The organism is Anaeromyxobacter sp. K (assembly GCF_000020805.1).
GTDB classification, from domain to species: domain Bacteria; phylum Myxococcota; class Myxococcia; order Myxococcales; family Anaeromyxobacteraceae; genus Anaeromyxobacter; species Anaeromyxobacter dehalogenans.
The window spans coordinates 4,465,246-4,484,403 of record NC_011145.1 but is presented as its reverse complement, the minus strand read 5'-3'; the positions used below and the strand labels follow the sequence as shown (position 1 = coordinate 4,484,403).

General features: G+C 70.0%; 25 protein-coding genes. 17 read left to right on the top strand and 8 right to left on the bottom strand.

From position 1 onward, the window contains the following. The first annotated feature begins 51 nt into the window (after nt 1-51). The 3 genes from ANAEK_RS20000 (at nt 52) to ANAEK_RS19990 (ending at nt 1,503) form a co-directional block, all read left to right on the top strand. On the top strand, nt 52-270 hold the full coding sequence (locus ANAEK_RS20000; RefSeq protein WP_012527938.1) for a cytidine deaminase: 219 nt from the start codon (nt 52-54) through the stop codon (nt 268-270). A 183-nt stretch (nt 271-453) separates the two neighbouring features. Further along, nucleotides 454-897, top strand: a complete 444-nt coding sequence (locus ANAEK_RS19995) for a DUF4440 domain-containing protein (RefSeq protein WP_012527937.1) — start codon at nt 454-456, stop codon at nt 895-897. Nucleotides 898-996: 99 nt separating this feature from the next. Further along, nucleotides 997-1,503: a DUF4395 domain-containing protein gene (locus tag ANAEK_RS19990; protein WP_012527936.1), complete on the top strand. Its 507-nt coding sequence runs from the start codon at nt 997-999 to the stop codon at nt 1,501-1,503. A 76-nt stretch (nt 1,504-1,579) separates the two neighbouring features. On the opposite strand, the gene ANAEK_RS22850 is transcribed toward ANAEK_RS19990, so the two are convergent. Continuing rightward, nucleotides 1,580-1,921 carry a hypothetical protein gene (locus ANAEK_RS22850; protein WP_232288293.1) on the bottom strand — a complete coding sequence of 114 codons (342 nt, stop codon included), beginning with the start codon at nt 1,919-1,921 and terminating at the stop codon, nt 1,580-1,582. A 304-nt stretch (nt 1,922-2,225) separates the two neighbouring features. Here ANAEK_RS22850 and ANAEK_RS19985 point away from each other — a divergent pair, with 304 nt between their 5' ends. The 6 genes from ANAEK_RS19985 (at nt 2,226) to ANAEK_RS19960 (ending at nt 7,192) form a co-directional block, all read left to right on the top strand. After that, the gene (locus ANAEK_RS19985; RefSeq protein WP_012527934.1) at nt 2,226-3,155 is read left to right on the top strand and encodes an HNH endonuclease; all 930 of its coding nucleotides are present in this window, start codon (nt 2,226-2,228) and stop codon (nt 3,153-3,155) included. 19 nt (nt 3,156-3,174) lie between these two features. Beyond that, nucleotides 3,175-3,525, top strand: coding sequence for a hypothetical protein (locus ANAEK_RS19980; protein ID WP_041454131.1), 351 nt, complete (start codon nt 3,175-3,177; stop codon nt 3,523-3,525). Further along, nucleotides 3,507-4,028 (top strand): hypothetical protein, encoded by a 522-nt coding sequence (locus ANAEK_RS22690; protein WP_049778423.1) that lies wholly within the window; start codon nt 3,507-3,509, stop codon nt 4,026-4,028. Before ANAEK_RS19980 ends, ANAEK_RS22690 begins: the two co-directional genes overlap by 19 nt. Then, nucleotides 4,019-4,954: a PDDEXK nuclease domain-containing protein gene (locus ANAEK_RS19970; RefSeq protein WP_041454130.1), complete on the top strand. Its 936-nt coding sequence runs from the start codon at nt 4,019-4,021 to the stop codon at nt 4,952-4,954. Before ANAEK_RS22690 ends, ANAEK_RS19970 begins: the two co-directional genes overlap by 10 nt. Before the next feature lie 197 nt (nt 4,955-5,151). Beyond that, nucleotides 5,152-6,399: a hypothetical protein gene (locus ANAEK_RS19965; RefSeq protein WP_012527932.1), complete on the top strand. Its 1,248-nt coding sequence runs from the start codon at nt 5,152-5,154 to the stop codon at nt 6,397-6,399. Between the two features lie 55 nt (nt 6,400-6,454). Next, a complete protein-coding gene (locus ANAEK_RS19960) occupies nt 6,455-7,192 on the top strand; it encodes a DUF429 domain-containing protein (protein WP_012527931.1) in 738 nt (245 codons plus the stop codon). A gap of 12 nt (nt 7,193-7,204) precedes the next feature. On the opposite strand, the gene ANAEK_RS19955 is transcribed toward ANAEK_RS19960, so the two are convergent. Beyond that, a complete protein-coding gene (locus ANAEK_RS19955; RefSeq protein WP_012527930.1) occupies nt 7,205-8,008 on the bottom strand; it encodes a DnaB-like helicase C-terminal domain-containing protein in 804 nt (267 codons plus the stop codon). A 157-nt stretch (nt 8,009-8,165) separates the two neighbouring features. Here ANAEK_RS19955 and ANAEK_RS19950 point away from each other — a divergent pair, with 157 nt between their 5' ends. Both ANAEK_RS19950 and ANAEK_RS19945 read left to right on the top strand, forming a co-directional pair. Further along, nucleotides 8,166-9,608, top strand: a complete 1,443-nt coding sequence (locus ANAEK_RS19950) for a VWA domain-containing protein (protein ID WP_012527929.1) — start codon at nt 8,166-8,168, stop codon at nt 9,606-9,608. A gap of 3 nt (nt 9,609-9,611) precedes the next feature. After that, nucleotides 9,612-10,235 carry a metallophosphoesterase gene (locus ANAEK_RS19945; RefSeq protein ID WP_012527928.1) on the top strand — a complete coding sequence of 208 codons (624 nt, stop codon included), beginning with the start codon at nt 9,612-9,614 and terminating at the stop codon, nt 10,233-10,235. Here ANAEK_RS19945 and ANAEK_RS19940 read toward each other — a convergent pair. Then, the gene (locus tag ANAEK_RS19940) at nt 10,232-10,648 is read right to left on the bottom strand and encodes a hypothetical protein (protein WP_012527927.1); all 417 of its coding nucleotides are present in this window, start codon (nt 10,646-10,648) and stop codon (nt 10,232-10,234) included. The two genes, ANAEK_RS19945 and ANAEK_RS19940, sit on opposite strands and share 4 nt — an antisense overlap. Before the next feature lie 165 nt (nt 10,649-10,813). Here ANAEK_RS19940 and ANAEK_RS19935 point away from each other — a divergent pair, with 165 nt between their 5' ends. From ANAEK_RS19935 to ANAEK_RS19925, 3 genes are read left to right on the top strand one after another with little or no spacing between them, the layout of a single operon-like run. Next, on the top strand, nt 10,814-11,188 hold the full coding sequence (locus tag ANAEK_RS19935; protein WP_012527323.1) for a hypothetical protein: 375 nt from the start codon (nt 10,814-10,816) through the stop codon (nt 11,186-11,188). A gap of 2 nt (nt 11,189-11,190) precedes the next feature. Further along, a complete protein-coding gene (tnpB, locus tag ANAEK_RS19930) occupies nt 11,191-11,592 on the top strand; it encodes an IS66 family insertion sequence element accessory protein TnpB (RefSeq protein WP_012527322.1) in 402 nt (133 codons plus the stop codon). Nucleotides 11,593-11,607: 15 nt separating this feature from the next. Beyond that, the gene (locus ANAEK_RS19925) at nt 11,608-13,152 is read left to right on the top strand and encodes an IS66-like element ISAnsp3 family transposase (protein WP_012527321.1); all 1,545 of its coding nucleotides are present in this window, start codon (nt 11,608-11,610) and stop codon (nt 13,150-13,152) included. Nucleotides 13,153-13,222: 70 nt separating this feature from the next. Here ANAEK_RS19925 and ANAEK_RS19920 read toward each other — a convergent pair whose 3' ends face one another. Beyond that, the gene (locus ANAEK_RS19920; RefSeq protein WP_012527926.1) at nt 13,223-13,486 is read right to left on the bottom strand and encodes a hypothetical protein; all 264 of its coding nucleotides are present in this window, start codon (nt 13,484-13,486) and stop codon (nt 13,223-13,225) included. A gap of 459 nt (nt 13,487-13,945) precedes the next feature. Between ANAEK_RS19920 and ANAEK_RS23705 the strand changes: the two genes are divergently transcribed. Then, nucleotides 13,946-14,377, top strand: a complete 432-nt coding sequence (locus ANAEK_RS23705; protein ID WP_083779856.1) for a methionine adenosyltransferase domain-containing protein — start codon at nt 13,946-13,948, stop codon at nt 14,375-14,377. 203 nt (nt 14,378-14,580) lie between these two features. On the opposite strand, the gene ANAEK_RS19915 is transcribed toward ANAEK_RS23705, so the two are convergent. The 4 genes from ANAEK_RS19915 to ANAEK_RS19900 all read right to left on the bottom strand — a co-directional run bounded on the left by ANAEK_RS19915 (nt 14,581) and on the right by ANAEK_RS19900 (nt 17,343). After that, a complete protein-coding gene (locus ANAEK_RS19915; protein ID WP_012527922.1) occupies nt 14,581-15,174 on the bottom strand; it encodes a cyclin-dependent kinase inhibitor 3 family protein in 594 nt (197 codons plus the stop codon). A gap of 122 nt (nt 15,175-15,296) precedes the next feature. Then, nucleotides 15,297-15,953, bottom strand: a complete 657-nt coding sequence (locus ANAEK_RS19910; protein ID WP_012527921.1) for a hypothetical protein — start codon at nt 15,951-15,953, stop codon at nt 15,297-15,299. Between the two features lie 5 nt (nt 15,954-15,958). Then, entirely contained in the window at nt 15,959-16,207 is a 249-nt protein-coding gene (locus ANAEK_RS19905) for a hypothetical protein (RefSeq protein ID WP_157376723.1), read from the bottom strand. A 308-nt stretch (nt 16,208-16,515) separates the two neighbouring features. Further along, on the bottom strand, nt 16,516-17,343 hold the full coding sequence (locus tag ANAEK_RS19900; RefSeq protein WP_012527918.1) for a hypothetical protein: 828 nt from the start codon (nt 17,341-17,343) through the stop codon (nt 16,516-16,518). Between the two features lie 288 nt (nt 17,344-17,631). Here ANAEK_RS19900 and ANAEK_RS19895 point away from each other — a divergent pair, with 288 nt between their 5' ends. Together ANAEK_RS19895 and ANAEK_RS19890 are read left to right on the top strand one after the other, a co-directional pair. Continuing rightward, nucleotides 17,632-18,195, top strand: coding sequence for an RNA polymerase sigma factor (locus tag ANAEK_RS19895; RefSeq protein ID WP_157376722.1), 564 nt, complete (start codon nt 17,632-17,634; stop codon nt 18,193-18,195). Nucleotides 18,196-18,339: 144 nt separating this feature from the next. After that, the gene (locus ANAEK_RS19890) at nt 18,340-18,969 is read left to right on the top strand and encodes a hypothetical protein (RefSeq protein ID WP_012527916.1); all 630 of its coding nucleotides are present in this window, start codon (nt 18,340-18,342) and stop codon (nt 18,967-18,969) included. The last annotated feature ends 189 nt before the right edge of the window (nt 18,970-19,158 follow it).

The window sequence follows — 19,158 nt, the reverse complement described above, 5'->3', positions numbered from 1 at the left end:
CTGGAAGGGTCGGGGCGGCACGAGCTCTACGCGAGCGGCGAGCTGTGCCCCATGTGCCTCGCCGCCAGCTACTGGGCGCGGATCGACCGCGTGCTCTACGGGTTCGGCATCGAGGACGCCGCGCGGGCAGGCTTCGACGACCCGGTGTTCTACCAGGAGTTCGCGAAGGCCCCCGGCGCTCGCGCCGTTCCCGAGGCGCATCTCCTCGAGGGCGAGGCGCGGACCGTTCTCGAGGCGTACGCCGCCGATTCCGTACGGGCGCGGTACTGAGGCGGGCTAGAGCGGCCCGCCTGTCGAGCGGCCGGCCCGACCTCACGACGAAGGCGGGATGCTGCGCGGAGGTCAATCCACGCTTGAACCCCACGTGGCCACCGCACCGGCATTGCACCGCCGCACGCCCCCGAGCACGGCGAGGACGGCGCCAGCTCGTCGGCGCCGTCACGGAGGCGATCCATGGAATCGACGCAAGCGGTCGGGACCTCGGAGTCCAGGGCAGAGCCGTCGCTCGAGGCCTCAGTCCGCAGGTTCAACGATGTGTTCAACCGGTTCGACGCGAAGGAGGTCGCGGCGTGCTGGGCCGAGGAGGGGACGCTGATCTCGCCCATGGGCGAGATCGGTCGCGGCCGGTCCGGGGTCGAGACGACCTACAAACACGACTGCGACACTCTGCTCCAGGGCACGACGTCGAGGTTCTCGATCCAGTCCGTGCGCCGCCTCGGCGGCGACCTCGCGTTCCTGGACCTCGAGCACGAGCTCCAGAACGCCAGGCTGCCGAGCGGATCGAAGGGCACGTTGAAGCTGCATGTCGTGATGCTCGCGCAGCGGATCGGGAGCGGCTGGCAATGGCTGGACGCGCGGCCGTACCTGTTCGCTTCGCCGCCGCCCTCGGTCCACTGAGCCGCGTCTCCGGTCGCTCGAGGTGCCGCCGCCGCCCCGTCCGGCGGCGTCGGCGCCCCGGGGGGCCGAGCACGGGACGCCACGCAAAGGAGGAACGTCATGCCAAGCCTACCCGTCACACGCCGCCGGCTCGAGGCGCAGGGGTTCCACGGCCTCGACGACGTCGCCCTCACCGAGATCGGTCCGTGGATGAGGTGGTCGCCCGCGCTCTGCACCGCGGTCATGGCGACCGGGACGATCCTGGCGTCCCCCGCCGTGCTCTGGACGCTCGCCGTGATCGCCGCCTTCGGCGCCGCGCTCCCCTTCCACCCGTTCGATCTCCTCTACAACCACCTCGTCCGGCGCCTCACCCGGACGCGAGCGCTGCCGCACCACGCGATCCAGCGCCGGTTCGCGTGCGGGCTGGCGGCCGTCTGGCTCACAGCCACCGGGCTCGCCTTTCACGCGGGCTCGATGGTTCTCGGCTACGCGCTCGGCGCGACGCTGACCGCGGTCGCCGGGATCCTGAGCGTCACGCACTTCTGCATCCCGTCGCTCGTGTTCAACGCCATGTTCCAGCGGGGCGCGATCGCGAGGGCGCGGGTGGCGCCGGGCGCGCGGAGCTGAGCCCAGCGCTGCAACGGCGGTGGCGCCCGTGACCTCGACGAGTAGGTGCAGGGGACGGCGCACGCCCGCTGGCGTTTCAACTGGTGGTCGCAGCGGCCGTGCGGCTGCCCACGATCAGGCCGTCATTCCACAATGCCAGCACGACCTCGATCTGGTGGTTCGGGGTCTTCCATTTGCCGCGCATGACGAGCAGCCAGAGATTCGTGGCGCCACCGTCGCGCGCTGACGCATCAGCAAGGCCGGGCTTTCGTTGAAGGAGCTGGACAGCATCAACGGCATACCGCTTGTTGTCGTCGCTGCGTGTGTAGCTGCCACGAGGTACGCCAACAATGAGGCCTTCCTCGCACAATCCGAGGAACGCGCCTTTCGGACATCCCTTCTTCTGAGAACTCGGGCTGTTCGGAAACAGCTCCTTCACGGCGACATTCCAGGCGTCTGGTGGTGCGCTACGCGCTCTACGGACCAACTCAGTCGCACGCAACGCCGCATTGCCGTACTTTCCCATTTGCTCCGCCCCCCTTCGATCCTTCGCTCCGCCTGAGCGTACGAGATGGCGGGGGCGATCTCGAGGAGGCACTGGTCCGACCAGCTGGCTCCGGAACGCGAACAGCTGTGGGAACCTATGCTCCACCGGTCTCAGGACGGATCGTGTACCTCACCCGGGGTACAGCACGGGAGCGGGAAGCCGGACGCGACTCATCGCCATCCTGTAGTCTGGAACCGTGCGCGGCTACATCGCCACCACCGACCACGACTGGTTCACTTTCCTACGAGCGCGTCAGCCGCTCGAGGAAGTGAACTTCTGGCAGCCGTCCGCCCACGGGTTCAACGCGCCACCGGGGACGCCGTTCTTCTTCAAGCTGAAGGCGCCGCACAACGCCATCGGCGGCTTCGGGATCTTCGCCCGGTACGAGGCGGCGACTCCGCGTCTCGCCTGGGACGCCTTCGGGGAGAAGAACGGGGCAGCGACGTACGATGCGATGGCGAGGCGGGTCGGTCGGTACGCCCGCGATACAGGCGGCCCGGCGCACCGGATCGGCTGCATCATGGTCGCGACCCCGTGGTTCTTCGCCGACGGGGACTGGCTCGAACAGCCTCGCGACTGGCGGCCGAACATCGTCTCAGGCGCCGGATACGACCTCCAGCTGGGCGAGGGCCGACGCATCTGGGCGGCCTGCCGCGAGCGCGCCGCCCGGATGGCTCCGGTCCCGGCGGTCGTGAACGCGAGCGAGCCTGTTGCCGAACGCTTCGGCCAGCCGCAGCTGGTTCGACCTCGCCTCGGCCAGGGCACGTTCCGGGTGGCCGTGACCGGTGCCTACGGCGGCGCCTGCGCCGTGAGCGGCGAGCACTCGCTGCCCGTCCTCGAGGCTGCCCACATCCGGCCGTACGGGGCTGAGGGGTCGCACGACGTCGTCAACGGACTGCTGCTTCGCGCCGACATCCACCGGCTGTTCGACACCGGCTACGTCACCGTGACGCCGGACCATCGGTTCGTGGTGAGCCAGCGACTCGCCGAGGAGTGGGAGAACGGCAAGGCGTACTACTCGATGGACGGGCGCACCATCAAGCTGCCGCCGCGTGTGGCCGATAGACCTGATCCGGAGCTGCTCCGGTGGCACAACGACCACGTGTTCGAGCAGGGGGCTGGGTGATCGCGGCTCCGACGCAGCGATGAGCATGAACGTCGAGACGGTGACCACGAGTGACCGGTCGCTACTGCATGCGGTCCGGGCGACGCTGGACGGCGCGGAGGAAGCGTTCCTCTGCGTCGCATTCGTCCAAGAGAAGGGACTGCACCTCCTCCAGAAGGAGCTGGAGGGGCTGCGCGCTCGTGGCGCCCGCTCGCGGCTTCTCGTCACGACAACCTTCCAGACGACGAGTCCATCGGCACTCTCGATGGCGAGCGGCCTCGGCCTCGACGTTCGCGTGTTGAATCAGGCTCAGGCCGGACGTTCCACCCGAAGCTGTACCTGGGGTCGAACCGCATCGATGCTCGGGCGGTCGTGGGCTCCGCGAACCTGACCGGCGGCCTCGCCACGAACCTCGAGGCGGCCGTCTCGCTGCGTGGGGTGCGTGAGGACGTCCCGCTCGCGCGGGCATGGGACTGGGCGGAGGCGCTCTGGTCGGACGATCGCGTCAACCGGTGGACGCTGCAGGCCGCCGAGCGCGTCGAGGAGCCGTTCGAGCCGGATCTCTACCGGGCGCTCCGCGTCGAGGTGCAGCGGTCGCCCGTGTTCCTGACGCTCGGGCCACGGCCTCGCAAGAACCGGGTCGTGGAGCTCACGCCGGTCGAGGTCCACGTCGAGACGGAGCGGTCTCGCACCCGGACTGGTGGCGCCGAGCCCATCCCGGCCTGGATGCTCAACCTCGCCTGGGATCGCCTGCGCACCCACGGCACCTTGTCCAATTCCGTGCTCCTCAAGGATCTGCGGGTGCACCGGTCGAGCGCGGTGTGCGCCATACTCGCCAGGCTTCCGCAGGTCGAGCGTGTCCCGGCAAGGGAGATCGTGCTCCGATGGCGATGAGCCTGGACGAGTTCTGCAGCCGGCTGGAGCACCTCCGCCTCGATCGGTCTGGTGGGAGCGTGAAGCCGTACAAGCCGCTGCTGGTCGCTGCGGTGGTGATCCTGATCCACAAGGGCAAGCAGCAAAGTCGGAACGTCTTCTTGGACGGCGGCCTGCGGAGTGCGTTCCAACAGCTTCTGGACCTCCTGTTCCCAGGCTGGCCCAACCAGGCAAGGCCCGAGTACCCGTTTCGCCATCTCGAGAACGACGGAGTGTGGACCCTCATCCCGATCGAGGGCGCGTCCGCGGCGCTTCGAGCCGCGAAGGATGCGCGGGCGGAGGCATGGGACGTCCTTCGTCACGTGCGCTGCGCACAGCTGGACGAGGCAGTGTTCGACCAGCTCGCATCGAGCTTCGAAGCCCGCTTCCGGGTCCTTCGCCTGCTCGCCCGTGCGTACTTCCCGCCGGACAGGTCGGGACGGCTCTGGGATTTCCTCGGGGATGACCTCCCGAGCGTGCCGGTGCCACGAGCCGCCGAGGCGATGGATATCTCCGAGCGAGCCCTGGAAGAGCACCTCGAACTGCACTGGTCCGAGACTCCGTTCGCGGACGCAGGGGTCGAGCTTGCGCGGCGCGAAGCTCACGGGTGGCCGTGTCGCCAGGTCTTCACGCCCGTGAACTCGATCGACTTGCTCGGCTTCGAGCCGAAGGCCCGCCGCTGGTGGGTGTTCGAGCTCAAGCGCGGCCGCTCTGCGGATCACGTGGTGGGGCAGGTCAGCCGGTACCTCGGATGGATCGCGGAAGAGCGGCGCGGGAATCGCGAGTCGGCGGTCGGCGCAATCATCGTTCGCAGGGCGGATCCCAAGCTCAGGTACGCGGTCAAGGCGAACGAACGCCTCTCGCTCTGGGAATTCGACGAGCAGCTCCAGGTCAAGCGGGTCGCCTGAGGGCTTGGCCCGCTGCGCGGGGCGTTGCAGTCTCGCCCCCGCGCGACGAACGCCAGGGAGCAGTTCCCGGCCCACGCCCGTCCCGTCAGCCAGGGACACGAAGCGGCACGGCCGTGCGCGATTGCACGAACCGGGCGCCCTCCCTATGTCGGGCGCGCGCCGGACGATGGGTGTGGGTTCGGCCGGGGAGGAACCGGATGCGGAACGTGCTCTTCGTCGCAGCACTGGGAGCGGCCATGGTCGCGTGTGGCGGTGGGTCGAGCGGCGGCGGATCGCCCGCCGACGCGTGCCCCGCGGGCGTTCACACGACGGTCAGCGGGATCGTCCACGCGCCGAACGGTACGCTCCCGGTCTCCGGTGCCTGGGTGTACGTGCCCGCCGGCGCCCCGCCGGCCATTCCGGACGGCACCCAGTGCCGGCGCTGCGGCAGCTCCCCGCCGGGCGCGGTCGCCTGGACGCGCACCGACGCCGTGGGTCGGTTCCAGCTCTCGGACGTGCCCCCCGGATCCAACGTCGCCGTGGTAGCCGAGATCGGTGGGTGGCGCCGGCAGGCGACCGTCGCGGTGACGGCGTGCGCCGATACGGCGGTCCCCGCGGACGCCATCCGGCTCCCGCGCACCAGCGCCGAAGGGCGGCTTCCCCAGATCGCCGTCTCGACGGGCGCCAGTGACGCGCTGGAATGCGTCCTGCGCAAGCTCGGTGTGGCCGACTCCGAGTTCGGGACCGCCGGTGGGGCCGCACGCGTCCACCTCTATGCGGGCAGCGGCGGGGCGAGCGTGTTCGACGCCGCGCTCGGCGGCGGAGCGTTCGCGCCCTCCACGGACCTCTGGGCGAGCCGCGGCGCCCTGGATGAGTACGAGCTCGTGATGCTCTCGTGCGAGGGCGCGCAGAACCCGGACACGAAGCCTGCGGCCGCGCTCCGGGCGATGTTCGATCACGTGAACGCGGGTGGACGGCTGCTCGCGTCGCACTGGCACAACTACTGGATCGCCTCCGGGCCCGCGCCGTGGCCGGCAAGCGCGACGTTCGCCTCCGCACTTCCCGACCTCGGCACGATCGACGCGGCGGTGGACCTGACGACCGCCCGGGGCGGTGCCATCGCAGACTGGCTCCTGGCCGCGGGCACGTCGAGCACACGCGGTACCGTCACGCTCAGCTCCGCGAAGCACACCGCGACCGCCGTCGCGGCCGGCGTCGAGCCCTGGCTCGTCTATGCGGGCTCGAGCCCGGCATCGGTGCAGTGGTTCTCGTTCGACGCGCCGCTCGGCGCGGCGGCGGCTCAGCGCTGCGGGCGCGTGACGTTCACCGACCTCCACGCGAACGGAGGCGACCAGTCGGCACCGGCCCTGGCGTTCCCGTCTGGCGGCTGTACGAGCACGTCGCTCTCCCCCAACGAGAAGGTCCTCCTGCTGGAGATCCTCGAGGCCGGGCGATGTATCGAGTGAAGGCAATTCGGTCCCGCCGGCGAACCGCCCGGCGGTGACCTCGGTAAGATGCCGCATGGTCACCCTCGGAATCGATCTCGCCGCCGAGCCCAAGTCGACGGCCGGCTGCACGATCGAGTGGTCGGAGAATCGAGCACACGTCCGCTGGGTGTCGACCGGGCTCTCGGACGAGGACATCCTTCAGCGCGCGAGCGGCGCGAGGATCGTCGGGATCGACGCGCCGTTCGGATGGCCCACGTACTTCGTGGAAGCCATCACCGCGCATCACGCGGGAAAGCCGTGGCCCCTCGACGAGTGGAACATAATCAACCGGCGCAAACTTCGCCTGCGAGCTACCGACGAACGGGTCTACAAGGCGACCAACATCACGCCCCTGAGCGTCTCGTGCGACGCGCTCGCAATCCCCGCGACGCGGTGCGCGCTGCTCCTCGACCGCCTCGGTGTCCAGGATCGCTCGGGCGACGGCCGAGTCCAGGAGGTCTACCCCGCGGCCGCGCTGCACGCCTGGGGGCTCCGGTGCAGGGGCTACAAGGGCCGGGAGAACGGCGCAGTTCTTGCGGCCCTGTTCGCGACACTCAGCGAGAGAGCGCCTTGGCTCACGATCGCACCGGAGCACGCGAGGAAGTGCGCGACGTCCGATCACATCTTCGACGCGCTCATCGCGAGCCTCGTCGCGCGGGCTGCCGCGCTTCGCCTCACGTTGAGCCCGACGGCCGACGAACTCCCGGCGGCGCGTATCGAGGGATGGATCGCGTTGCCGCTCGCGGAGTCGCTGTCTGCTTTGACGGCTTAATCGAATAGGCGATCAGATCTCGACCGGAGGCCGCTCGTCCGACGTCGCTTCGCGCACCCATGCGATCGGCTTGTCGAGCACGAGCGGCACGTTCTCGTACCGGTTCCCGTCGTTGTCGCAGACGAAGAGAGCGAGGTCCGCGCGGCCCAGCTCCGGCCCTGCCCCGACATCCTGGAGCTGGAGCACCGTCGTCCAGGACGGCGCGGCGAAGCGCAGCGGCTCTATCGTCCGCGGCGCGAGCAACTCGCCGTCGTCGCGCACAGCAGCAAGGATCGGGAGGCGATACGCCTCCGCCAGCTCGTGCATCGTGGAGGTGATCGAAGCGCGCGACCACGGGATGCCGTCGAACGCGATGAACGACGCATGCACGCCCTTCGCAGCGCCGTCGAACGCAGACCGCACCGCGTCGGGCTCGTAGGGGCGAAGCTCATCGACCCAGAGCGGCAGCCGCGCGAGCTCGTCCGCGACCCGCATCGTGCGAGCCCATTGCTCGCGCGTGATCGCTCCCGGTACCCCTCGCGGCACGCGCAGATCCGCTCCTGCGATCAGCAGCCGAGCGCCGATCGAGGCGCCGGTCCCGTCCCCCGTGAACACGGCCGTCGGGATACCGCGCCGGGCCGAGTGCAGCGCCGAGCGCAACAAGAACCCGGTCTTGCCGACCGACGCCCGGCCGGAGAGGATCGTGAGCCTCGCGGTCCGCCACGGGCTGAGCCCATCCACACCTGACAGGCCGGTGTGAAAGCCGCGCTCCGGTGGAAGCTGCAGCTCCTCGAGCAGACGTATGCCGTCGAGGAGACAATCGCCGAGCGGTCGCATCGCGCCTCCAAGCTGCGAGCCCGGCCGCCGCCCCCCGCGACGCGCCGGGCCCTCCCCCCGCCAACCGTCTTCCTGCGGGAAGTCTCGCCGGCCGACGGACATGGCCCAGGCGCGCCCGGGATCCGGCCGTGTCCGTGCCCCCCGTAGCCTCAGCACCATGAAGACCACCGCCCAGCTCACGTACGAGAAGGTCCGCTTCGACGAGGCGAAGGACGCCCACCTCGTCGTCTCCCTGGTGGCCCCTCACGGGAACGCTCGCGCCGAGCGGTCGCCCGTCTGCGTCATCCCGGTGCTCGACGTGTCGGGCTCCATGCACGGCGAGAAGCTCCACTTCGCCACGCAGTCGATCATGAAGCTCGTGGATCACCTCGCGCCCGGGGACTTCTGCGGCGTGGTGGTCTTCTCGACCGAGGTCGAGACGCTCGCGGCGCCGACCGAGATGACACAGGACCGGAAGGACGCGCTCAAGGTTGCCCTGGGGCGGCTCCGGCCGCGCCACAACACCAACCTCGCCGGCGGGCTGCTCGCCGGGCTCGACCACGCGAAGGTGACGAAGGTGCCGGATGGCATGCCCGTTCGCGTGATCCTCTTCACCGACGGGCTCGCGAACGAGGGACCCGCGACGTCGCCCGAGGGGCTGTGCGCTCTCCTCGAGGCGAACCTCGGGACCGCCTCGGTGTCGGCCTTCGGTTACGGCGACGACGCCGACCAGGAGCTGCTCCGGGAGCTCTCGACGCTGGGGCGCGGAAACTATGCATACGTCCGGAGCCCCGAGGACGCGCTCACGGCCTTCGCGCGCGAGCTGGGAGGCCTGCTCTCGACGTACGCGCAGCGGATCGAGGTGCGCGTCGCGCCCTGCGAGGGAGCGCAGCTCACCGAGGTGGTGAGCGACGTGGACGCGAGGGACGAGGGCGGCACGGCGGTGATCCGCGTCCCGGACCTGCTCGTCGACGAGGTGCGCCACCTCGTGCTCGGGGCCCGGCTCGCGCCGCGCCCCGTGCCGCTCGATGCGCCGGTGGCCGTCGCCGAGATCGAGGTGATCTTCGAGCGCGTCGAGAACGGCCGCGTGATCCGGGAGCAGCCCGCGTGCAAGGCGTCGGTCCGGTTCGTCGAGGCCGCGGACGCACAGGCCGTGCCGACTCCTGGCGTGGACGAGGTGGTGGCGGTGGCGCAGCTCGTGCGGAAGCAGATCGAGGCCGAGGAGGCGGCCCGCCAAGGCCGCTATCGCGAGGCGCGCGAGACGATGGTGCTGTTCCAGCGCGAGGTCGTGGAGCGCGGGCACGGCGCGGTCGGCGCCGCGGCCGGGAAGCTCGCGGACCGGCTCGGCAGCGCGGACGCGTACGGTGCCTCGACCGCGTACCGCTCCAGCATGCGCAAGGGCGGCTCGCGAAGCGTGAGCTCGCTGTACCAGTCGGATGCCGAGGCCGACCTCCGGTCCATGGGCCGCGCCGTCAAGACCGCGGCGCAGGACCGCATGGAGGAGGCGTTCGGCGCGAAGCGGGCGGCCGGGAACCCGGAGCAGAAGGACCCGGGCGCAGACGGCAACGCGCGGCGCGCGGGTGGCCGAAGGCTCGATAGGAAGCGGTCGCGGCGCTGGTGACCCGTGCGCATCCTGTGTCTCTCCGACGTTCACCGCGACCTCGCCGCCGCGCGTCGGCTCGGTGCCATGGCGCTCGCCGGCGGGATAGATCTCGTCGTCTCCGGCGGCGACCTGGGCGTCGACGGTGCGAACGATCGGGCCGTGTACGAAGCACTCTCGCGGTCCGGCGTTCCGGTCCTGTCCGTTCCAGGGAACCACGACGGAGGCTCCGCGTACGGGGAGCTAGCGGGCGCGGTCGGCTGGACCGACCTGGACGGCCAGGTCATCGAGCGCGCCGGATGGTGGTTCGCCGGGTTCGGCCTGCCGTCATGGGACGGGCGCTCCGACCCGGCAGAGGCCCCCGCCTGGCCCGAGCTCCTCGCTCGAATGGACGCCATTCCGATCGCGCGCCTAGTCCTCGTCTCGCACGTCCCACCGGCCGGAACGCTCACGTCCCGCGACCGACGCTTCGTCGATCGCGGCAGCCCGCGCATCGCCGAGTGGATCGCCGCGTGGCATCCGGCGGCGTGCATCTGTGGTCACGTCCACCACCGTGAGCCTGTCACGGACCGGATTGGCGACACGAGCATCGTCAACGCGGGGCCGTACGGCTACGTGCTCGTGCTCGGCGGCAAAGAACAGCCTTAGTCCATCTGCTTCCGCGCGGCCGCCGCCTTCGCGCGCAGCTCTTCCCCGTGCTCGTGCTCCATCGCCAGGAGCGCCGCGCAGCAGCCGGTGAAGTGCTCGACGCAGAACGGGTCCGCCAGGAAGTGCGCCATGGCGAACACGTTCGTTCCTGAGATCACCAGCCGCGCGAGGAACCACTGCGTGTTGATCTCGTTGAGGCGCCGCAGGAGCGCCTCGGTGACCTCCACGTCCTCCGCGATGAGGAAGTGCAGGTTCACGAGGAGCGGCTTCTCGATGAAGCGTGCCCAGCCCGGCGAGGTACCGAAGCGCATCGGGATGTCGCCGTCGTCGTCATACTCGAGCGCGCTGTTCGCCGAGAACACGCGGACCGCGTCGAGCAGCTTCTTCTTCGCCTCACGAGCCTTCGGAGGCACCTTCCCCGCCTTGGGAGCGGGCTTCGGCGCTTCCGTCCGCGTCGCGGAGGCCGCCGGCGACTTGCGCTTCCTTCGCGCCGGCCGGGGGGTAACCGCCCGCCGAAGCCCGGCTGGCAGCCATAGCTCGAGGGCGAGATCCTCCGCGTTCTTTCGCCGGAGGAGCCGATGGCCGACCAGGACCGGGAGCGCTGGACAAAGCTCGTCGCGGACTTCGAGACAAGCGACCTGACGCAGCGCGAGTTCGCTTCAGAGCGCGGGATCTCGTTCAGCAACCTGCGCAACTGGATCTACCGGCTGCGCAAGGAGTCGCGCCCGCTCGTCGAGGCGGCGCCGGCGTCATCGGGTCAAGTCCCAGGGCGGGCTCCGGCCAAGGAGCGCTCGCGTCTCGTGCCGGTCCGCGTGGTAGCGTCCGCGCCGAAGGCGCGGTTGGTCGAGCCGAGCTCGTCGCTGCTCGAGCTGGCGCTCCCGACCGGCGTCGTCGTGCGATTTCCGCCCGGCACCGAGCCTGCGTACCTCCGCGCCCTCGTCACGGCGCTGTAGCCGTGATCACGATTCCGCGGTCGGTCCGCATCTTCATCGGCTCGACCCCGATCGACATGCGGAAGTCGATCGATGGGCTGATGGCGATCGTGCAGGGCGAACTCCGCCAGGACGCGTACTCCGGTCACCTCTTCGTCTTCGTGTCGCGTCGCTGCGACCGGGTGAAGATCCTCACCTGGGACAAGGGCGGGTTCGTCCTCGTGTACAAGCGGCTGGAGCGCGGCCAGTTCAAGCTGCCTCACATGGACTCGTCCACGATGGCCGTCGAGATCGACGCGACGCAGCTCGCGATGCTGCTCGACGGGATCGACTTCGGCCGCGTTCGGCGGCCCGAGCACTGGCAGCCCCCGTCCCACTCGGATCGTCCCGGTGGTCGTCCCATGGACAAGCCCGCTCCGGCGTGATCTTTACGCTTGTGAATGGGCGGCGAGCATCGCTGCGAGTGGCGTGACGAGGCCGAGAGCCTCTCGTCTCAGCTCGCGGCCGCGCACGACACGATCTCCGCTCAGGCCCAAACCATCCGGCAGCAGAGCGAGTCGATCGCGAAGCTGAGCGACCAGCTCACCTCCGTGCAGGCGACCGTCGAGAAGCTGCAGCGCCATGTCTTCGGCGCCCGGTCCGAGAAGATGCCCTCGGTCGCGAAGGAGATTCGCGATCCAGCTCGCGCCGAGGCGGACCGGATCGCCGCGCTCCGAACCCGCCGCGAGAACGCCGAGAAGAAGCGCCAGCTCGTGACGCGGAAGATCGAGCACACGGTCCGCGAGGATCAGAAGGTCTGCCCGAAATGCGGCGGTCACGACTTCAGCCGACTCGGCGGCGGCGAGACGACCGAGATGTACGAGCTCGTCCCGTCGCGCGTCGAACGCCAGATCCATGTCCAGGAGAAGCTCCGCTGCCGCTGCGGCGAAGCGATCATCACGGCCAACCCGCCGGCGAAAGTGTACGACAAAGCTCGCTTCGGCCCGGCCTTCATGGCGCAGGTCGTCGTCTCGAAGTGCGCCGACTCGTTGCCGCTGTACCGCCAGGCGAAGGCGTACCGCCGCGCGGGCGTGCAGGTCGACGACTCGACATTGGGCGAGCTCTTCCACCGAGTCGCGGTCGCCACGAAGCCGCTGTCGCAGCGCCTGCTTCAGCTCGTCGCCAAGAAGGAGATCGTGCTCGCGGACGAGACCACGCAGCGCGTGCAGGCCAAGGGCAAGACGCGCACCGCCTGGCTGTGGAGCTTCATCGCGCGCGACGAAGCCGACAAGGAGATGATCTCGTACGTCTACTCGCGGAGCCGCTCGGGCGAGACGCCGCTCCGCGTGCTCGGCGACACACTCGGCAAGCTCGTGGCAGACGCGTACTCCGGCTACAACAAGGTGACGCTGCCCGGCGGCCGCGAGCGCGCCGGCTGTCTCGCGCACCTTCGCCGCAAGTTCTTCGAGGCGCTGTCGACCGCGCCGGACGCCGCGAAGCTGGCGATGGACTTCATCCTCGAGGTCTACAAGGTGGAGCGCGCCGCGCTCGACGCGGACCTGCTCGGCACCGACGAGCACTTCGAGATGCGGCAGACCGCGAGCCGAGCCCTGATGAACGACTTCCGGGCGTGGCTGGACGCCGAGCAGTCGCGTCATCCGCCGAAGAGCCCGATTGGCGAGGCGATCGGCTACGCGCTCGGCCAGTGGAACGCGCTCACGCTCTTCCTCACCGACCCGCGCCTGCCGATCGACAACAACGCCTCCGAGCGCGCGCTGCGCGTGGCAGCGCTGGGGCGCAAGAACTTCCTCTTCGTCGGGCACGACGAAGCCGGCGACAACCTCGCCGGCCTCTACTCGCTCATCGCGACGTGCGAGGCGAGCCAGGTGAACCCGGTCGACTATCTCGCCGACGTCCTGCTGCGCGTCCAGAGCCACCCGGCTTCGCGCATCGACGAGCTGCTGCCACACAACTGGACGCCGCCCAGAGCCGAGCCGTCGACCTGACGGCGGTCGGCGGCGAACACGAACACGGACCAGGAGGTGAACGAGGCCGCGGAGCGGTGGCGCGCGACAGCTACGTCAAGACGCGGTTGCCCGGGCGGTTACGCCGGGGGTGCGACGCGAGCCGCAGCGCCGGCAGCGACAGCGGCCGATCCTCGGCGTCCCAGGCCGTGTACTCGAGCGCGCCCGCGTCGGCCACGCCGATGGTCTGCAGCGTCTTCACGGCCAGGTGCGCGATCCCCTCCCAGCCCGCCACCGGCGCCTCCCAGTCGCGGTAGTAGTTCGGCGACCCGTGCTCCCGGTGCTCCTCCTCCGGCGCGTGCGTCGGCGCCTTCACACCCCAGCTCGAGCAGCGCCGCCACCTGCGCGTCGGTGTACCCGTCCGCTGCCAGCAGGTACGCCGCTGACCGCCTCCGCGCGCAGGCCCTCCTCCGGCTTCGCCGCGAACTGGACGAAGCGCGGGTGCGGGTTGCCTTACCTCGTCGAGAGGATGAGGAACCCGTCTCCGAGCGCCGGCAACGTTGCCGCCAGTCCCCGCTCCAGGTCCGTCCAGGTCGGCACCGTGCGCGCCCGTGCCCGCTTCCTGCTCGACGTCTCGCCCGTGGTCGCCATCGCTCACCTCCAGGACCACGGTAGCCGGCGGGCGGACATGGGCTGACGTACCACGAGTGCGGATCTCGTATCTTGTCCGTACGTCTGCTATACAGGATCCAACCATCCAGACGGGCGGTAGGCACGCAGGCCTGTGACCCCCGGCCAACTCCGGCGACAGCCGGCTCGTGGCAATGCTGCGTCGATGGAGGTCCCGTGGCCGCACCGCCCCGCTCCGCCGCCTCGCGTCCCGCGCGGCCGCGCCGCAGCACCCCTTCCGCCCCGTTCGGCCCGCCGGAGGAGGGCGCCGGGAAGGCCTCCCGGCTGGCCGCGCTCGGCGTCCACGGGTTCGCCGACTCGCGCTGGCGCGCGCGCTGGGAGGAGGCGGAGACCGATGGTGAACCCCAACGGACGGCTCCTGAACGGCGGGAACGACGGCGACAACGGCCAGACCGGCCGGAAGCTCGTGATGGACTACTACGGCCCCCACGTGACCATCGGCGGCGGGGCCCTCTGCGGCAAGCACCTCACCCACATCGACCGGTCGGCGCCTGCGCCGCGCGTGAGTCGGCCGTGCGGGCCGTCCAGAACGGCGCCACCGAGTGCCTCGTCGGCCTCGCGTACACGCCCAACGTGAGCATGCCGTGAGGGCACGTCTTCGACGGGCGGCTGTCGTGGAATCGAGGCGGGCGAGCCTGATGGCCGCCTCCGCTCTTGAGGATCAGTCGAGCAGCCCGAAGAGCTTCATGACGGCGATGCCGAGGAGGAAGCAGGCGATGCACGCGCCCACTGCGGCCAGGTAGATGAAGAGAACCAAGGATTCCTCCCGACACGAGGGCCTCAGCGCCCCGCCAAAGCTCCGCGCCTCCGCTCTTCGCCCGCCTCGACCCACGCCGCCTGGAAGTGCGGCACGAACGCAACCTGAGACGCTGTTTCCAGTGCTCCCGGTCGCGCCGCCCTCACCATCTCGACCGCGCGCTCCGGCGCCATTCCGCGTGCTGCGAGCACGCAGGCTGCGATCGTCCCCGACCTGCCCAGCCCGCCCATGCAGTGGACCACGACCGTGTCGCCGCTCGTGAGGTGCTCGAGGATCTCGCCGACGACCGGGACCGCGTCCTCCGGATCGTGCGGTACCGAGACATCCGCGATCGGAAACCACACCGACTTCATCCCCGCCCTGCGCGTCGCCGCACGCAGCCCCGAGATGCTCGCGCGCTTCATCTCGAACTCCTCGAGGAGCGTGACGAGCACCTTCGTGCCGTACGCGTCCCGAAGTCGCGCCAGGTCCTTGCGCAGGTTCCGGTCCCAGTTCGCGTAGGCGCCGCGCCCGCTCTTCCCCGGCGCGAACGTGAGCCCGAGGCGGCCGGGTAGGCCGTGTGCGGCGGAATCGACGAAGTCGACGCGGATGGGGTCCGTTTCGGAAGTGTGGAGCATGGCGCGTATCGTATCGTGGGAACGGACATGCCGCGGATCCACGGGCGTGGGCTCGGCACCAGCCGCCGACTTCAGTCGTGCCCGGCGGACTCCGTGCGTAGCCACGGGCGCGCGTCGCGTGTCTAAACCGGGGCGACGACACGGGAGCCCGCTCGCGCCTGCCGCGTCACCTCGTCCGCGAACGGTGCGAGTGCTTCCGGCCAGGACGCGATCCGCTCGATGAGCGCGATCGCCTCCGCGGGCTCGCCCATCTGCCGCCGGATCTCCGCGCAGACGAGCAGGTCCTTAGGATCTCCGTTCGCCGCGAACCGAGTGGTGAAGAGCGCGAGCAGGGCGGTCATGTTGCGCCGATCCGCGGGAGTCTTCTGACGGTCCTTCTTGCGACGCCGGTTCCGGTTGCGGTGACTCGAGGCCCAGAACGCCTGGAGCCGGAGCAAACGCTCCCGGTCTGGCGTATTCGCCGCGCCTCGCTCGATCGCACCGAGGAGGCCGTCCAGGTCAAGGCCGGTCACACGCGGCGCGTTCTTCCACTCCTCCGGAACCACAGGGGGTGGAGACCCCTCCTGGATCGATCCCAGCACGACCGCATCCGCAAGCCAGAAGAACCGGCGGCACCGGTGGCACCGGCAGAGCGCCGGCGGTTCCCAGTGATGCGGTCGAGCGACGTAGCCGTCCGTCCAGGCCGTATCGAAGAAGTTGTTGCTGGTCAGGAGCGTGAAAACCCGCGCGGGCGCGCCGCACGCAGGGCAGGCGACGACACGATCTGGCCCGAACAGCACGGGCTTCAGTCCTCGTTCCAGGGGAACGGTGAGACGCCGATCAGGTCCTCGAGCGCCACGAGGTCGTCGTTCTTGGAGATGTACCCCCAGGCGTCCTCGCCTCCGGCAGCGAACACGGCAAGCGCCTCGGCGAGGTCCGGTCGGCCGATCCTGTGCAGGATGTCGCGGACACACTCGTCCACTGCTGCCGGCTCGAGCTTCGCGAGCTCCGTCGCGTTGTACTTGCGAAGCATGTCGACGATCAGCTCCCGCACGCCGCTCATGCGAGTTGAGAATCCGCCCATGCGCTTCCCTCCTACGCAGGCTCGCGCCGCATCAGTCCACCGCACAGCGGGCAACGCCGGGTGGCGCTCGGCGCGTAGGTCACATACTCTACGTGGCCGCAGGTGGTACTCACGCAGACGTAGATCCACTGGGTCATGATTCCTCCTGGAACCGAAAACGCAGGTTCCGGCCGGGCGAATGAATCGTCCGTACCGGACGGACACGAGCCCGCAACGGGCGGCCACGTGGGCGACAGCCGTCACAGTCCGCCCGAGACGCGCGGTGCCGCGGACGCTGCTCAGTCAACCCAGTTCACCCCGTCGACCCGCGCCACGCCACCAACCACGGGCTCGGCATTCCGGATCGCCTGACGCCACGACGCGAGATGAACCGTCTCGTGATCCCGATGGCGCACGGCTCCGCGCACGAATGCAGTCCGCTCTTTCGTCCGGCCATCCGCACGCACGACCAGCTCCGCCGCGACGTGCGGGTTGCCCGCCGTCCAGGTGAGTCCAGCGAGCGCGCTGCCAATGTCGGCGCGGACCCGAAGGAAGCACCGGCCGGCGGCCAGGGCCGTCTCCAGTTCGCCCACCACGCCCCGCGCCGGTTCGACGAAGAACCACTCGCCCTGGCGGACCACCGGTCCGCGGTCAGCGGCGGCGTCCACCGTGGGCGGCCGGAGCGCAGACCGGGCCGCAGCGACCGTCGAGCATGCGGTGGGGACCAGCGCGACGAAGAGGTCGCGCTCGTCACGACCAGCGAGGAAGCGCCTCTTCGCGCTGGCGGGACGCCGCCAAATGGTCCAGCCCCAGCCGTTCGCCTCGATCCGCAGGTCGCCATTCTCGGCTGGGAGCCGCGCGCGAGGCCCCACGTGGACAGCAGCCCACCGGCGAGGTTCGTCCACGAAGAGGAGCAGCTGGCGGAGGCAGGGATTCGTGTCGAGGACCTCTACCCGCGTCGGCGAGCGACCGGGCCAGACGCGGAAACGCGGCGCGCTCCGGCGCGAGCGGTCGATGGCGAGGTGGAAGGCGTCGCCGCCGCGCGACAGGAAGGCCGGCGGAGCCACCACCGCCTCGATCCCGGCGCTGGCGAATCGCGTGACGAGCGGGTGCACGACGGGTCGCATGCGAGGTCCTCCGGGCCAGCATCAGCTCGGCCCATGTGACTCTTCACGCGGTGCCGCCGGATCTTTCGCCGCGGGTGCGAAGTTCCCCTTGCGCCGCCTACGGCCGCTGGAGAGGATGGTCCCATGCTGCATTCCCACTCACTGTCAGCGCCCGCCGGTGCGCCTTACATCCGGCGCCGGTGGCGATACCTCGGACCGCTCCTACGAGCCGTCTGATCAGGCGGCCCTCGGCGCGCATTCCCGCACGCCGCTCCGCGGAGCCTTCGGGCGCCGCGAGAGGGGCCTTTCGTGTCGAAGTCGAACCGTGGGAACCCGGCGAACGCAACAGCGATTCGGGTGCGCATTCCGCTGCCGTCGCGCGACGACCATGAGGGTTGGCGCGCGTTGGAGGCGGCCGCTCGCCGAGTGGCGCTCCAGGTAGTGCGGGGTGGATGCGCCGACGACGTACGGGAGCGGACCCAGGCCGCCTTGCTGGCGCTGCTCGAAGCCGAAGCGGCCGGCCGCCTCGACCCGGTCCGACCCGCGCCGGCGTACCTCGCGCAGATCGTTCGCAATCAGGCAATGAACGCGCGCCGCGACGACGGCGTGCGTGCACGACTGCGCGACGCCCATCCGGAGGCGATCGTCGCCGGCACGCGGGCACTCCCCGCCGACGCGGAACGGGCATGGGCCGCAAGTGCCGCACTGGCGAGCCTCGGCGAGGCCGAGCGTGACTGGCTTGAGGCGTACTACCTTGACCGGATCGGGCAGAGAGAGCTGGGGGTGCGGATGGGCAAAACGCCCGCGGCAGCGAACATGTGGCTGTTCCGAGTGCGCAATCGCGTGAGGAAGGAACTCGCGAACGCAGGCTAGGGCAGACCCATGTCCGGCTCGGCTTGAAAGGCGTGGCCGTGCCACGTGAAGAGCACAGGCGAAGGCTTTGATTCGGTCAGTGAAGCTGTGACCGTTCGTGGCAACGAAGCCGGCGGGCATCGCCGGCCATGGTGGAGGAATGCGATGATCGACGAGAATGCGTGTGCCGTGGTCCGGACGGCGCTCCGGACGCTCCTTGCCGGATTCGCCGAAGAGCCGTTGTTCGACCTGCGGGAGCACGATCCGCAGTCGCGCCTGCTCCACGAGATTCGTGCGAGGCTGGAGCCTGCTCGCGTCCCGGTACGGCTGCGGGCGCACGGCGGCGAGCGGCACCGGTACTCCGCGCCGTTCTCGACGAGCCGTGTGCACACCGAGCTGAAGCTCGGCATCGATAAGCTCGACCTCGTAGTCTTTCGCGGGAGCCAGGAGGTCGAGCTGGTCGTCTATCCCGCCGGCGCACTCGATGTCGTCGCATCTGTGCGCGGAGAGGACTTGGTTGTAGTGCTCGAGCTGAAGGCCGCGCCCTCGTCGACGCAGGGCCCGACGTTCGTCGAGGATCTCCTCCGGCTGCAGAGGATCACCGAGCGGCACCCAGACTGCTTTGGGTTCTTCGCCCTGTTCGACAAGTCGCAGCACCTCGGCGGCGCGGAGTCGCGGGGCGCGCCGCGATGGGACTGGCTCGAGCGCCTCGTCGACCGTCCCGACGGCCGGGTCGAGGCGCACTTCCTGGACAATGCTGAGCGGCCCGCAGCGCGGCGCGGCGTCGTACCGTGACCCCCCGTATCGAGGCTCCGAGTTGACGCCGGATACGAGGTGACTGGGAGAGGGGAGCGCTTGCCGCCAGCTCTGCTCGATTGTCGACGCGCAAGAAGGCTACGTGAGTGACGCAGAGCAAGAGCGGCGCTGTAGGCCAGTCGCCGTGAGTGCTTTCGCAAATGGTTCTGAATGCGAACAAGCCTTGGC

Coding starts and splice junctions, on each gene's coding strand:
- ANAEK_RS23705 (WP_083779856.1), top strand. CDS start 13,946: ATGGAGGTCCCGTGGCCGCACCGCCCCGCTCCGCCGCCTCGCGTCCCG.
- ANAEK_RS19980 (WP_041454131.1), top strand. CDS start 3,175: ATGAGCATGAACGTCGAGACGGTGACCACGAGTGACCGGTCGCTACTG.
- ANAEK_RS19900 (WP_012527918.1), bottom strand. CDS start 17,343: ATGCGACCCGTCGTGCACCCGCTCGTCACGCGATTCGCCAGCGCCGGG.
- ANAEK_RS19965 (WP_012527932.1), top strand. CDS start 5,152: ATGCGGAACGTGCTCTTCGTCGCAGCACTGGGAGCGGCCATGGTCGCG.
- ANAEK_RS19915 (WP_012527922.1), bottom strand. CDS start 15,174: ATGCTCCACACTTCCGAAACGGACCCCATCCGCGTCGACTTCGTCGAT.
- ANAEK_RS19970 (WP_041454130.1), top strand. CDS start 4,019: ATGGCGATGAGCCTGGACGAGTTCTGCAGCCGGCTGGAGCACCTCCGC.
- ANAEK_RS19955 (WP_012527930.1), bottom strand. CDS start 8,008: ATGCGACCGCTCGGCGATTGTCTCCTCGACGGCATACGTCTGCTCGAG.
- ANAEK_RS19890 (WP_012527916.1), top strand. CDS start 18,340: ATGATCGACGAGAATGCGTGTGCCGTGGTCCGGACGGCGCTCCGGACG.
- ANAEK_RS20000 (WP_012527938.1), top strand. CDS start 52: ATGTGCCTCGCCGCCAGCTACTGGGCGCGGATCGACCGCGTGCTCTAC.
- ANAEK_RS19995 (WP_012527937.1), top strand. CDS start 454: ATGGAATCGACGCAAGCGGTCGGGACCTCGGAGTCCAGGGCAGAGCCG.
- ANAEK_RS19990 (WP_012527936.1), top strand. CDS start 997: ATGCCAAGCCTACCCGTCACACGCCGCCGGCTCGAGGCGCAGGGGTTC.
- ANAEK_RS19925 (WP_012527321.1), top strand. CDS start 11,608: ATGGGCGGCGAGCATCGCTGCGAGTGGCGTGACGAGGCCGAGAGCCTC.
- ANAEK_RS19960 (WP_012527931.1), top strand. CDS start 6,455: ATGGTCACCCTCGGAATCGATCTCGCCGCCGAGCCCAAGTCGACGGCC.
- ANAEK_RS19950 (WP_012527929.1), top strand. CDS start 8,166: ATGAAGACCACCGCCCAGCTCACGTACGAGAAGGTCCGCTTCGACGAG.
- ANAEK_RS19935 (WP_012527323.1), top strand. CDS start 10,814: ATGGCCGACCAGGACCGGGAGCGCTGGACAAAGCTCGTCGCGGACTTC.